We start from the raw sequence: 12,888 nt of genomic DNA, 5'->3' as shown, positions 1-12,888 counted from the left end.
ATTAACATGTGATTAACATTGACGATTAATCATCTACTCATATAATGCTACGCTTCACCCCCCGAGCGCGCGCCATGAAGATCGCCTTCCGCCCCAAGCTGCTGGATTGCCTGCCGACTTACGATCGGGCCCAGTTCGGCAAGGACCTCGGCGCCGGGATCACCGTCGGCGTTCTGGCGCTGCCGCTGGCGATGGCCTTCGCCATCGCTTCCGGGGTGTCGCCGACCGCCGGCATCTGGACCGCCATCGTCGCCGGCCTGATCACCGCCGCGCTGGGCGGCTCGCGGGTGCAGATCGGCGGCCCGACCGGTGCCTTCATCCCGATCATCTACGGCATCGTCGCCGCCCACGGCTTCGCCAACCTGCTCGGCGCCACCATGCTGGCCGGCATCCTGCTGCTGGCGATGGGGCTCGCCCGCCTGGGGCAGCTGATCCGCTTCATCCCGGTCGCCGTGGTCATCGGCTTCACCAACGGCATCGCGGTGGTCATCTTCCTCGCCCAGATCAAGGATTTCTTCGGCCTGTCGATTGCCGACCTGCCCGCCGAGTTCTTTGCCCGGATCAAGGTGCTGGCCCTGCATGCCCACACCGTTGACCTGCCGACCCTCGGCCTGGCCAGCGCCTGTTTCGCCTTCCTGCTCTTCTACAACCGTCTGGCCCAAGGCTTCGCGCCGCTGCGCCGCGCCCCCGGCCCGCTCGCCGTGCTGCTCACCGGCACCGTCGCCGCCTGGGCCCTCGACCTGCCGGTGGAAACCATCGGCAGCCGCTTCAACGGCATCCCCCAGGAACTGCCCGATTTCGGCCTGCCCGACCTGTCGATCCACGATTTCGGCAAGCTGATTTCGCCGGCGATCACCATCGCCCTGCTCGGCGCCATCGAATCCCTGCTCTCGGCGCGCGTCGCCGACAGCCAGATCGACGACCGCCATGACCCCAACCAGGAACTGCTGGCGCAAGGACTGTCCAACATCGTCGCCCCGCTGTTCGGCGGCTTTGCCGCCACCGGCGCCATTGCCCGGACGACGACCAATGTCCGCACCGGTGGGCGCACGCCGGTCGCCGGCATGATCCACGCGTTGGTGCTGCTCGCCATCGTTCTCATTGCCGCACCGCTTGCTGCCTACGTCCCCCTGGCGACGCTGTCGGCGATCGTCATGGTGGTGGCAATCAACATGGGGGAATGGCACAAGTTCACCGAACTCGACCGCTACTCGTGGAGCTACCGCATCATCCTGCTCGCCACCTTCCTGGTCACCGTCCTTTTTGACCTGACGATCGCCGTCGAGCTTGGCATGGTGCTGTCCAGCCTGTTCTTCATCTACCGGATGTCGGAACTCACCCGCATCGAACGGCTGGCACTCGACGAAGAAGCGCAGGACCCGCACATGCTCTACCCGGATGGCAGCCTGCGCGTCGCTGCCTGGCAGTTGTTCGGCTCGCTGTTCTTCGGCGCCGTCAACAAGCTGGAAGAACTGCTCGATCCGCAGGCCGGCCACCCGGAAGTCGTCATCCTCGACATGCACCGCCTGGTCCAGCTAGACACCACGGGTCTCGAGGGCCTGGAAAACCTGCGCGAACAACTCGCCAAGCGCGGCTGCACGCTGATCCTCTGCGGCCTCAACTCGCAACCCGGCTCGCTGCTCTACCGGGCCGGCTTCATCGACGCGATCGGCGACGACAACGTCTGCATCAACCTGGCGCTGGCCCTCCACCACGCCCACACCATCCTGCCCAGCATCAGCGGCAGCCACCACGAAGAATACTGAACCCACCATGACCCTGCCGAACTGCCCGCAATGCAATTCCGCCTTCACTTACGAAGACGGCCCGCTCTACATCTGCCCGGAATGCGCTCACGAATGGAGCAAGGAAGCGCCCAGCGCAGCCGTTGAAGAAGCCCGCGTCTGGCGCGACGCCAACGGCAACCTGCTGCAGGACGGCGACAGCGTGACGGTGATCAAGGATCTGAAGATCAAGGGCTCGTCGGCAGTGGTCAAGGTCGGCACCAAGGTCAAGAACATCCGTCTGATCGACGGCGACCACGATATCGATTGCAAGATCGACGGCATCGGCGCCATGCAGCTGAAATCGGAGTTCGTCAAGAAGGCGTGAGCCGCCTAGGCGGCCCCGCCGGGCTGCCGAACCAGGAAATAATGACAGGGCTGCCCCGACGACTCGAGCACGTCGCGGGCCGGCTCGCGCGCGCTGCGAAATTCCAGCGCCCGGCAGCCGTAAGGAAAATGCCGGTCAAAGGTGATGAAGTAATGACGGCAGTACCGACAACGCGGCAACGCCCGTCCGATTTCGCTTTCCTGCATGCTGGCCTTTCCCGCTCCGCGCCCAACGATTATTTACATGTCATTACAAACACCTTGATCAATTTTGCCAAAATTCCAGGGCTGCGTGACAAGCTTACGATTCTTCACCAACAAGCCGGGAGTTTGGATTACAATTTGGCAAATTTGCAATTTCAGCGACAGTTATGGCCGACAACGAATTTCTCAGTACCCGCCAAGCCGCCCAGCGCCTGGGCGTCTCGCTGGGCACCGTGCAGAACATGGTGGAAAACGGCGTCCTCGACGCCTGGAAGACCGCCGGCGGACACCGCCGGATTCCCGCCAGTTCGGTGGACGCCCTGCTCGCCAAACGACGCAAGCAGATTTCCCGCACCGCCGACAGCGCCGGCCAACTCGACATCCTGATCGCCGAAGACGATCCGACGCTGCAGAAACTCTACCGGATGACCTTCGACAACTGGAAGCTGCCGGTTGAACTACGCATCGTCGGTGACGGTTTCGAAGGCCTGCTGCAGGTTGGCCAGCGCATGCCGGACATCCTGATCGCCGACCTGATGATGCCGGGCATGGACGGTTTCGAAATGATCCGCCGCCTGCGCGCGCTGCCCGAGCTGAGCCCGATGGACATCATCGTCGTCAGCGCCATCGACGCCCAGGAAATCCGCCAGAAGGAAATGCCGCAGGACGTCACGGTCTTCGGCAAACCCATCCCCTTCCACGAAATCAAGGGTTTCCTGCTCGGCCGCCTGGCCGCCCGACAGCGTACCTGAGCCCGGAACCAAGCACACAAGAATAGCGCAGAGATCGCCCACCAAGGGCGACGGGGACGCGCGACGGTCGCTTTGCGCGACACCGGAGAATGGCTGTAGCCATCTGCAGAGGAGACATCAATGGGCTGGTTTGGCAATTCGGCAACGCTGGACAAGGTTGATCGGGACATCGCGGCGATTGCCGACGGTGCCGCCGATCTCGCACATCCCGTCGGCAGCGGCGGCAGCGATGCTGCCGGGCGCATCGCCGGCAATCTCAACCGGTTCTTCGCCCGCATCCGCGGCCTGATCACGCACGCCCGCAGCAGCAGTGTCAGCATTGCCGCCGACGCGGCGCGCATGAACCATCTGGTGCAACTGACCGGCGACGCGGTGCGCCGCCAGGAAGCGCTGGCCGAAGACATCTTCGCTTCGAGCAACCGGGTCAACCAGGCGGTCGGTGATGTCGCCAGCAATGCCGACGCGATCCAGGCGTCGACGCAGAACAACCTGGAAATGGCGCAACGCTCACTGAGCCAGATGGAATCGGTGGCCAGCACGATGCGTTCGACCAATGAACACATCGAGCACTTCTCGACGACGGTCGTCGAACTGCACAGCAGTTCAATGAAGATCAACCAGATCGTCTCGCTGATCAACGACATTTCCGACCAGACCAACCTGCTCGCCCTCAACGCGGCGATCGAGGCTGCCCGTGCCGGCGAGGCCGGCCGCGGTTTCGCCGTCGTCGCCGACGAAGTGCGCAAGCTGGCCGAGAAGGTCAAGACGGCGACCCTGGTGATCGGCCAGAACACGCAGTCGATGATCGACCTGGTCGCCGACACCTCGACCCGGACGCAGACCATCGTCGGCGAAGTCACCCGCGCCAACGACCACATCGGCACCTCGGCGCGCGACCTCGACAGCATGGTCGGCGATTTCAAGCGCACCAGCGAGCAGTTGTCGACGATCGCCACGGCGATCTACAAGCTACGCGAAAGCAACCAGGCGATCCACCGCGAGGTCGAGGAAATCCGCAACCACTCGGTCGACATCTCCGGGCGCATGAAACAGTGCCAGGACTCAGCGAAGACGCTGCGCGAATCGACCGAGGACCTGCAATGCACGCTCGCCGACTTCCGCACCGGCAGCAGCATGTTTGATACCCTGCACGATCGCTGCATCGGCTTCCGCGACGCCGTTGTCGCCATCCTGCAGCGCCTCGCCGAACGCGGCGTCGACGTCTTCGATCAGGCCTACAAGGAAATCCCCGGCTCCAACCCGCAGCGCTACACGACCGCCTACGACGCCCAGTGCGACAAGGAACTGACCAGCCTCTACGATCGCCTGCTCGGCGAGCTGCCCGGCCTTGTCTATTCACTGGCCGTCGATAGCAACGGCTACGCGCCGGCCCACAACGGCAATTTTTCCCATCCGCCCAGCGGCGACCCCGCGGTGGACCTGGCGAAATGCCGGCACAAGCGCATCTTCAACGACCCGGTCGGCCTCAAGCTGGCGCGCAATCAGAAATCCTCACTGTTCCAGACCTATGTCCGTGACACCGGCGAAATCCTCAACGACCTGTCGATGCCGATCAGCATCAACGGCCGCCACTGGGGCGCCGTGCGCATCGGCTTCAAGAGCGAACTGGTTGCCTGAGCCCCGGACCAGCCGTCAGTAGACGATCTCGACGTTTTCCGGCTGCAGCCATTCGGACAAGGCTTCGAGCAGCGCATCGTCGAGACGGACCTGCAAGGCCTGGCCGAGCAGCAGGTCGCACTGTGCGCTGGCGTTGCGGTAGCGCAGCCTGACCGCCGCCGGCCCTGGCGCGAAGGGCTGCAGCAGCGAACGCAGGCGGCTGGCATCCGCCGTGCCGTTCATCTTCAGCAGCAGGTGCTTGGCAAAGCGCGCCCGCGCCTCACCCAGCGTCATCAGGCGTTCGGCGGCGACGGCATTGCCGCCGGAGAAATCGTCGTAGCGCACCTTGCCTTCGACGAGCAGGACTTCGTCGGTGACGATCTTGCTGCGTTCGGCCTCGAACAGTTCGTTGAACACCGACACTTCGACCATCGCCGTGCCGTCGTCGAGCTGGACGAAAAGCATCTTGCCGCGGCGCGTCATCTGCGTGCGCACGCCGACGACGACGCCGGCCAGCACCTGGAATTCCTTGGCCGGTTCGAGGCGGTTCAGCGGCCGCCGGACGAAGCGCCCCAGCTCCTTCTTGTAGCTGTTGTACGGATGACCGGAGAAGAAGAAGCCGAGCGCCGTCTTCTCCTCCATCAACTGCGTCTTCTCGTCCCAGGGCTTGACCGTCAGGTACTGCGGCGCGTGCGCCTCGGCAACGTCGCCGAGGTCGAACAGGCTGGTCTGCATCGCATTGCGCTCGGCCTGTTCGGCGAACTCCATGGCGATGCCGACCGAGGCGAGCAGCTTGTGACGATCATTGTCGATGCTGTCGAAGGCGCCGGCCTTGATCAGCGCTTCGATGGTGCGGCGGTTGACCATGCGCTTGTCGCAGCGCTGGCAGAAGTCGAACAAGTCCTTGAACGGGCCGCCGGCCTCGCGGGCGCGCAGGATGTCATTGACCGCCTGCTCGCCAGTGCCCTTGACCGCACCGAGGCCGTAGCGGATGGTCGAACGATCGACTGGCTCGAAGCGGTAGGCCGAGGCATTGACGTCGGGACCGAGCACCTTCACCTTGTTGGCGACGGTGTCCTCGTAGAAGATCTTCACCGTGTCGGTGTTGTCCATGTCGGACGACATGGTCGCCGCCATGAAGGCCGCGCAGTGGTACTTCTTCAGCCACGCCGTGTGGTAGGTGACGACGGCGTAGGCGGCGGTGTGCGACTTGTTGAAGCCGTATTCCGCGAACTTGGTCATCAGGTCGAACAACTGCTCGGCGAGCGCCGGGTCGTAGCCCTTCTCCTTGGCACCGGCGGCAATCGTCTCGCGGTGCTTGGCCATTTCCTCGGGCTTTTTCTTGCCCATCGCCCGGCGCAGCATGTCGGCGCCACCGAGCGTGTAGCCGCCGATAATCTGCGAGATCTGCATGACCTGTTCCTGGTACACGATGACGCCGTAGGTCGGCGCCAGGCAGGCGGTCAGGTCGGGGTGGAAATAGTCGATGGCCTGCTGGCCCTTCTTGCGCAGGATGAAGTCGTCCACCATCCCGGAGCCGAGCGGGCCGGGACGATAGAGCGCGAGCACGGCGATGATGTCTTCGAAGCGGTCGGGCGCGAGCTTTTTCAGCAGCTTCTTCATGCCCTCCGATTCAACCTGGAAGATCGCCGTCGTATTGGCGTCTTTCAGAATCTGGTAAGCCCCCGGGTCTTCGAAGCCCAGGCTCATCAGGTCGAGCTTCTCGCCGGTCATGCGCTCGATGTACTTGAGCGCCAGCTCGATAATCGTCAGGTTGCGCAGGCCAAGGAAGTCGAACTTCACCAGGCCGGCCTTTTCCACATCGTCCTTGTCGAACTGCGAGACCGGCGAGGCGTCGGCGCCGGTGGCCTGGTAGATCGGGCAGAACTCGGTGATCTTGCCCGGGGCGATCAGCACGCCACCGGCGTGCATGCCGACGTTGCGCGTCAAGTCTTCGAGACGGCCGGCCAGGTCGAACAATTCGCGGATGGTTTCGCCGTCGCCGTCGCCTTCCATCATCTCGCGCAACTGCGGTTCCTGTTCCAGCGCCTCGGCCAGCGACACCGGCTTGTTCTGGACGATCGGGATCAGCTTCGAGATGCGGTCGCACATCGAGTAAGGCAGGCCGAAGACGCGGCCGACGTCGCGGATCACCGCCTTCGACGACATGGTGCCGAAGGTGGCGATCTGGCTCACCGCATCAGCGCCGTAGTGCTCGCGCACGTACTCGATGACGCGCCAGCGGTTGTCCTGGCAGAAGTCGACGTCGAAGTCGGGCATCGACACCCGCTCCGGGTTGAGAAAGCGCTCGAACAGCAGGGCGTAGGCGAGCGGATCGAGGTCGGTGATGCGCAAGCTGTAGGCGACCAGCGAACCGGCGCCGGAACCCCGGCCGGGGCCGACCGGCACGCCGTTCTGCTTGGCCCAGTTGATGAAGTCGGCAACGATCAGGAAGTAGCCGGGGAAGCCCATCTGGACGATGGTGTTGCACTCGAAGGCGAGCCGCTCGTCGTATTCCGGGCGGCGTTGCTGGCGGACTTCCGGGTCGGGGTAAAGCTCGGCGAGACGGACTTCGAGGCCCTTCTTCGCCTCGTCGACGAGGAACTCGTCGATGGTCATGCCCGGCGGGATCGGGAAGTTGGGCAGGAAGTTCTTGCCCAGCGTCATCTCGATGTTGCAGCGGCGGGCGATTTCCAGGGTGTTTTCGAGCGCTTCCGGCAGGTCGGCGAAGAGCTCGAGCATTTCGTCCTGCGACTTGAAATACTGCTCTTCGGTGTAGATCTTCGGCCGCCGGTGGTCGCCCAGCACGTAACCCTCGGCGATGCAGACGCGCGCTTCGTGGGCGCGGAAATCGTCGCGATTCATGAACTGGATCGGGTGCGTCGCGACCAGCGGGATGCCGGTTTCGCCGGCCAGGTCGGCGGTCTGCTGGACGATGGCTTCCTGCTGCGGCTGGCCGTAGCGCTGCACTTCCAGGTAGAAGGCGTCGGGGAAGATCGCTTCCCAGGCCCGCGCGCGTTCCATCGCCAGGTCGAAGTTGCCGTTCAGCAAGGCTTCGCCAACGTCGCCGAGATGCGCGCCGGAGAGCGCAATCAGGCCGTCGCTGCCAATCTCGGCGAACCACTCACGGCGGATCTCGGCGCGGTCGCGGCGGCCTTCGGCGGTGTAGGCGCGGGTCAGCAGTTCGCACAACTGCTGGTAACCCTGGCGGTTGCGCACCAGCAGCAGCAAGCGGCTGGGGGCTTCCGGCGCCTCCGGGTTGGCGATCCAGACGTCGGCGCCGGCCACCGGCTTGACGCCCTTGCCGCGGGCGCCGGTGTAGAACTTGACGAGGCCGAAAAGGTTGCCGAGGTCGGTCAGCGCCATCGCCGGCATGCCGTCGCCGGCTGCCCGCTTGACCGCGTCGCCGATGCGGACGATGCCGTCGGTGACCGAATATTCCGAATGGAGACGAAGATGAACGTAGCGCGGCGAATTCATCGCCGGGATTTTACCTCGCCGGGACTCAACGCGGCGGCACCAGTTTCAAAACCAGGAGTCCCAGCAACAGCCCCCAGAAGGCGCTGCCGATGCCGAACAGCGACATCCCCGAGGCGGTAGCCAGGAAGGTGACCAGCGCCGCTTCGCGCTCGCGCTCGTCGGCGAGCGCCGCGCCGAGACTGTTGCCGATGGTGCCGAGCAGCGCCAGCCCGGCGATTGCGGCGATCAGCGCCGCCGGCAGGGCGCCGAACAGCGCGGCGACGGTAGCCCCGAACAGCCCGGTGAACAGGTAGAAGACGCCGGCCCAGATCGACGCCCGGTAGCGCTGCGCCGGGTCGGGATCGGCCGCCGGGCTCATGCAGATGGCGGCGGTGATCGCCGCCAGGTTGAAGGCGAAACCGCCGAACGGCGCCAGCAGCAGGCCGGTGACGCCGGTCCAGGTGATCAGCGGCGAGGCCGGCGTCTGATAACCGTTGGCGCGCAGGACCGCCAGGCCGGGCACGTTCTGGCTGGCCATGGTGACGATGAACAGCGGCAGGCCGACGCCGATCAGCGTGGTCAGCGAAAAGCTCGGCGTCGTCCACACCGGCAGCGCCAGCGTCAGGCTCACCGCCTCACCGTGGATCATGCCGCCGGCCGCGGCGAGCAGCAGGCCGACGAGGAAGGAAAGCGGCACGGCGTAGCGCGGCAACCAGCGGCGACCGGCGAAATAAACGGCGAACATCGCCCCGACCAGCAGCAACTCGCTACCCAGCGAAGTGAACAGCGCCATCCCGAAGCGCACCAGGACGCCAGCCAGCAGCGCCGCCGCCAGCGATTTCGGAACGTGGCGCATGATCGCCTCGAACAGCCCGAAAACGCCGCAAACGACGATCAGCGCCGAAGCAAACAGGAAAGCACCGATTGCCTCGCTCATCGGCACGCCGCTGAGCCCGACGGCGAGCAGCGCCGCCCCCGGCGTCGACCAGGCAGTCAGCACCGGCGCCTTGAACCACAGCGACAGGCCGACCGAGGTGGCGAACATGCCGATGCCAAGCGCCCACAGCCACGAACCGATCAGTTCGGCACCGGCCCCGGCGGCGCTCGCCGCCTGGAAAACGATGGCCGCCGAACTGGTGTAGCCGACAAGGACGGCGATGAAGCCGGCGGTCAGGTGGGAGATGGAAAACAGGCGGCGCATGGCAGCAACGTCCGGAAAAACAGCCCGGCATCATAGCAGGCGACGGACGGCTGGAGCCCGCCCGGCTTCTCGGTTACAGTCGCGGATCACCAACAATACCCATCGAGGAGACCAGAATGAGCGACCAAGCCTGCCTGCTGAGAGAAGACCGTGGCGACGGCCTGACCACCCTGACCCTGAACCGGCCCGGCCAGTTCAATTCGCTGTCCTGCGAACTGCTCACGGCGCTGCAGAGCGAACTCGACGCCATCGCCGCCGACCAAAACGTCCGCGTCGTCGTCATCGCCGGGGCCGGCAAGGCCTTCTGCGCCGGCCACGACCTCAAGGAAATGCGCGCCAACCACAGCAAGGAATTCATGCAGGCGCTGTTCCGCCAGTGCGGCGAGCTGATGCAGACCATCACCCGCCTGCCGCAGCCGGTGATCGCCCGCGTGCATGGCATCGCCACCGCCGCCGGCTGCCAGCTGGTGTCGATGTGCGACCTGGCGGTCGCCGCCGATGTCGCCAAGTTTGCCGTCTCCGGCATCAACGTCGGCCTCTTCTGCTCGACGCCGGCGGTCGGTCTGGCGCGCAACCTGGGGCGCAAGGCGGCGCTGGAAATGCTGCTCACCGGCGAGTTCATCGACGCCATGGAAGCCCGCGCCAAGGGCCTGGTCAATCGCGTCGTCCCGGCCGATGCGCTGGACGCCGAAATCGAGCGCCTGGCCGGGTCCATCCTCGCCAAGAGCGCCGTCGCCGTGCGCATGGGCAAGGGCATGTTCTACAAGCAGCTGGAAATGGGCCTGGTCGACGCCTACGACTACGCCGGCGAGGTGATGGCCTGCAACATGATGAGCGAGGATGCCGGCGAAGGCATCGACGCTTTCATGCAGAAGCGCAAGCCGGCCTACAAGGGCTGCTGATCAGGCCGGCGGCTGCCAGTCCCGGGGCATGATGACCGGGGCCGGGCGGCCGATGTAGTAACCCTGGGCGCGGTGGATTTCCATGCGTTCGAGTTCGCGCAGCACTTCCGGCGACTCGACGTACTCGGCAACCACCGCGATGCCCATTTCCCGCGCCAGCGAACGGATGCTGGTGACGAAGGTGCGGTCCTTGTTGTTGACCAGCATGTTGGCGATGAAATCGCCTTCGATCTTCAGGTAATCGATCGGGAAACGCCGCAGGTAGTGGAAGGACGAGAAGCCGGAGCCGAAATCGTCGATCGCCAGCTTGAAACCGTCGGCCTTGAGGTCGATCAGGAAACGTTCGAGCAGGGCCAGGTTCTTCACCGTGTCGCGCTCGGTGATCTCGAAGACGATGCGATCCGGCGCCACGCCGCTGGCGGCGATGATGCGGCGCAGGTCGCGGGCGAATTCGCTGAACACCAGCGCGCGCGGCGACAGGTTGACGAAGATCTCGCCGTCGTGCCCCTGCTGCGACAGGGAAAACAGCGCCCGCTCCAGCACCAGCATGTCGAGACGGTGGATGACGCCGATCTTCTCGGCAATCTCGACGAACTCGTCGGCGCGAATCATCTCGCCGGCCAGGTCGATGCGCGAAAGCACCTCGTAGGCGACGATCTGCCGGCTTGCCACGTCGAGGATGGGCTGGAAGTAGGGAACGATGCGCTGATTCTCGATCGCCTCGACGACCATCAGGCTCTTCTGCGAGATGTCGCGGAAGATCTCGACGACGTCGTCCGGCGTCGGCACCGCCACCTGGTCCTTACCCGCCGCCTTGGCCCGGTACATCATGTTGTCGGCGAACATCAGCAGGTCCTTGGTGCTGTCCGCATGATCCGGATAGACGGCCAGGCCGATCGACGCCGTGCCGCGCAGGCGCACGCCTTCCGGCGTGATCACCTCGAGCTGCTCGACGGCGCTGCGCACCCGCTGCGCCACCACCACCACCGATTCCTGCGTCGCTTCCGGCAGCACGGCGACAAACTCGTCGCCGCCGTAGCGGACCAGGATGTCGCCGTCGCGCAGCGCCCCCTGGACCTGGCGCGCAAAGCGCTGCAGGTAGGTGTCGCCGACGGTGTGGCCATGGTTGTCGTTGACCAGCTTGAAGTTGTCGAGGTCGATCAGCAGCAGGCCGAAGCTGTAGCCGTTGCGCTGGGCGCGGCCGATTTCGTAGGACGACAGCTCCCAGAAGACGCGCTGGTTGAAGAGGTCGGTCAGCGGATCGCGGGTCGCGTAGTACTCGAGGTCACGGGTGTATTTGTAGATCGCCTTGACCGAGCCGACGACGTTGAGCAGCGTCGACAGCACGCTCTCGACCACCAGGTAGCGCGTCTCGTCCTCGAGCACCCCGGCATGAACGCCGATGCCGACGATGCCGCCGATCTTCGGCTTGTCGACGAAGAAGGACTTGGCGCGCAGCGCCACCTCGTCCTCGCTCAGCTCGACCACCGGCCCATCGCTGTTGGCGACGTGGTGATGGACGGCGAAGCTGCCGCATTCGGAGAAGGTCACCGTGCGCGACAGTTCAACGTTGATGTAGTGCTCCATCCGCCGCTTGGTGTCCGACGACACCGGCCCGTACCAGAAGACTTCGAGGTCGAACATCTCGTCGTCGATCTTGAAGATCGAGAACAGCGTGTGCGCCGGCAGGATGGTGTTGATGTCGATCAACAGGCGACCGACGTACTCGCGCCAGTCGCGGACGACATCTGCGGTGATGACGAATTTCTCGAGCAGGCCGATCTCGAAGCTGAGGATTTCCTTGTCCACGGCGATGCCGCGCAGCTTGTCGAGCAGCGCACGCAACGCCTGGTCGATGCGCTTGAGTTCGACGAAGACGAAATCGCGCTCGGTCACCGCCAGCGCCTTCAGATCGCCCACCGCACCGACCTGGTCGAACTCCTGCTGCAGGCTTTCGACGGCGCCCTCGATGCGGCGCCCGACCCACCACACGGCGGCACCGGCGAGGACCGCCGCCAGCGGCACCAGCAGAGCGAAGGCAAGCAACAGCTGATGGCGCGCGTCGGCGAGCAGGCCAGCGTATTCCTGGCGGACTTCAATCGCCCCCAGCGCGACGCCGGGCTGGACGTTGGTATGGCACTGCAGGCAACGCTGGTCGGCAATCAACGGATAGACATGGCGCGCTTCCTCCTTGCTGTCGAGGCGCGCCGGCCGACCGCTGCGCAGCGCCTCGCCGATCAAGGCATCAATCGGCGGCTGGGCGATCTCGCCGTACAACTCGACCACCGGCTGGCCGCGGTAGATCTGCACCTGCATGCTGCTGCCGGCACCGGAACCGGCCATTTCGCGCAGGAAATCGTCAGCCTGCTTGCGGCTCCAGCCCTGGCTCATCAACTGGTACATCGAAGCGAAGGTGATCCGGGTCGCGGCGTCGGACGCGCGCGCGGCATTGGTTCGCACGATGTTGTCGAATACCCGGTCGAGCGACCAGTAGGCGCCCCCGAAAAACAAGGCGGCGACCACAGCCGAGGTCGCCAGTATGAAACTGTTGATGCGCATTGCTTCTCCCCCGTGCAGAGAGTATCACCAAATCCGCCCGCGCCAACGCCACCGGCGAATGCCTGCAGTATGTCACGCCAGCC

Annotated in this window: 9 protein-coding genes; 5 read left to right on the top strand and 4 right to left on the bottom strand. The window is 64.9% G+C overall.

The features are described from left to right. Positions 1-74 precede the first annotated feature (74 nt). Entirely contained in the window at positions 75-1,766 is a 1,692-nt protein-coding gene (locus ACE3OV_RS10525) for a SulP family inorganic anion transporter (RefSeq protein WP_374327020.1), read from the top strand. 7 nt (positions 1,767-1,773) lie between these two features. Next, complete coding sequence (locus tag ACE3OV_RS10520; protein ID WP_374327019.1) at positions 1,774-2,112, top strand: zinc ribbon domain-containing protein YjdM; 339 nt, start codon at positions 1,774-1,776, stop codon at positions 2,110-2,112. Positions 2,113-2,117: 5 nt separating this feature from the next. Here ACE3OV_RS10520 and ACE3OV_RS10515 read toward each other — a convergent pair whose 3' ends face one another. After that, positions 2,118-2,318, bottom strand: a complete 201-nt coding sequence (locus ACE3OV_RS10515) for a hypothetical protein (protein WP_374327018.1) — start codon at positions 2,316-2,318, stop codon at positions 2,118-2,120. Between the two features lie 164 nt (positions 2,319-2,482). Between ACE3OV_RS10515 and ACE3OV_RS10510 the strand changes: the two genes are divergently transcribed. Together ACE3OV_RS10510 and ACE3OV_RS10505 are read left to right on the top strand one after the other, a co-directional pair. After that, complete coding sequence (locus tag ACE3OV_RS10510) at positions 2,483-3,067, top strand: response regulator (protein WP_374327017.1); 585 nt, start codon at positions 2,483-2,485, stop codon at positions 3,065-3,067. Between the two features lie 120 nt (positions 3,068-3,187). Beyond that, complete coding sequence (locus tag ACE3OV_RS10505; RefSeq protein ID WP_374327016.1) at positions 3,188-4,705, top strand: methyl-accepting chemotaxis protein; 1,518 nt, start codon at positions 3,188-3,190, stop codon at positions 4,703-4,705. 15 nt (positions 4,706-4,720) lie between these two features. Here the strand turns inward: ACE3OV_RS10505 and dnaE are convergent, their stop codons facing one another. Beyond that, complete coding sequence (dnaE, locus tag ACE3OV_RS10500; protein WP_374327015.1) at positions 4,721-8,164, bottom strand: DNA polymerase III subunit alpha; 3,444 nt, start codon at positions 8,162-8,164, stop codon at positions 4,721-4,723. A gap of 25 nt (positions 8,165-8,189) precedes the next feature. After that, positions 8,190-9,344: a benzoate/H(+) symporter BenE family transporter gene (locus ACE3OV_RS10495; RefSeq protein WP_374327014.1), complete on the bottom strand. Its 1,155-nt coding sequence runs from the start codon at positions 9,342-9,344 to the stop codon at positions 8,190-8,192. A 116-nt stretch (positions 9,345-9,460) separates the two neighbouring features. Between ACE3OV_RS10495 and ACE3OV_RS10490 the strand changes: the two genes are divergently transcribed. Then, the gene (locus ACE3OV_RS10490) at positions 9,461-10,246 is read left to right on the top strand and encodes an enoyl-CoA hydratase (protein ID WP_374327013.1); all 786 of its coding nucleotides are present in this window, start codon (positions 9,461-9,463) and stop codon (positions 10,244-10,246) included. On the opposite strand, the gene ACE3OV_RS10485 is transcribed toward ACE3OV_RS10490, so the two are convergent. Continuing rightward, positions 10,247-12,805, bottom strand: a complete 2,559-nt coding sequence (locus ACE3OV_RS10485) for a putative bifunctional diguanylate cyclase/phosphodiesterase (protein WP_374327012.1) — start codon at positions 12,803-12,805, stop codon at positions 10,247-10,249. Positions 12,806-12,888: the final 83 nt, after the last annotated feature.

The organism is Azonexus sp., assembly GCF_041909095.1.
Classification (GTDB): Bacteria; Pseudomonadota; Gammaproteobacteria; order Burkholderiales; family Rhodocyclaceae; genus Azonexus.
The sequence above is the reverse complement of the archived record's forward strand: the minus strand, read 5'-3'. Positions and strand labels throughout refer to the sequence as shown.

Bases quoted from the DNA above. Each gene is read 5' to 3' on its own strand.
- ACE3OV_RS10510 (WP_374327017.1), top strand. From the start codon at position 2,483: ATGGCCGACAACGAATTTCTCAGTACCCGCCAAGCCGCCCAGCGCCTG.
- ACE3OV_RS10495 (WP_374327014.1), bottom strand. From the start codon at position 9,344: ATGCGCCGCCTGTTTTCCATCTCCCACCTGACCGCCGGCTTCATCGCC.
- ACE3OV_RS10515 (WP_374327018.1), bottom strand. From the start codon at position 2,318: ATGCAGGAAAGCGAAATCGGACGGGCGTTGCCGCGTTGTCGGTACTGC.
- dnaE (WP_374327015.1), bottom strand. From the start codon at position 8,164: ATGAATTCGCCGCGCTACGTTCATCTTCGTCTCCATTCGGAATATTCG.
- ACE3OV_RS10490 (WP_374327013.1), top strand. From the start codon at position 9,461: ATGAGCGACCAAGCCTGCCTGCTGAGAGAAGACCGTGGCGACGGCCTG.
- ACE3OV_RS10485 (WP_374327012.1), bottom strand. From the start codon at position 12,805: ATGCGCATCAACAGTTTCATACTGGCGACCTCGGCTGTGGTCGCCGCC.
- ACE3OV_RS10505 (WP_374327016.1), top strand. From the start codon at position 3,188: ATGGGCTGGTTTGGCAATTCGGCAACGCTGGACAAGGTTGATCGGGAC.
- ACE3OV_RS10525 (WP_374327020.1), top strand. From the start codon at position 75: ATGAAGATCGCCTTCCGCCCCAAGCTGCTGGATTGCCTGCCGACTTAC.
- ACE3OV_RS10520 (WP_374327019.1), top strand. From the start codon at position 1,774: ATGACCCTGCCGAACTGCCCGCAATGCAATTCCGCCTTCACTTACGAA.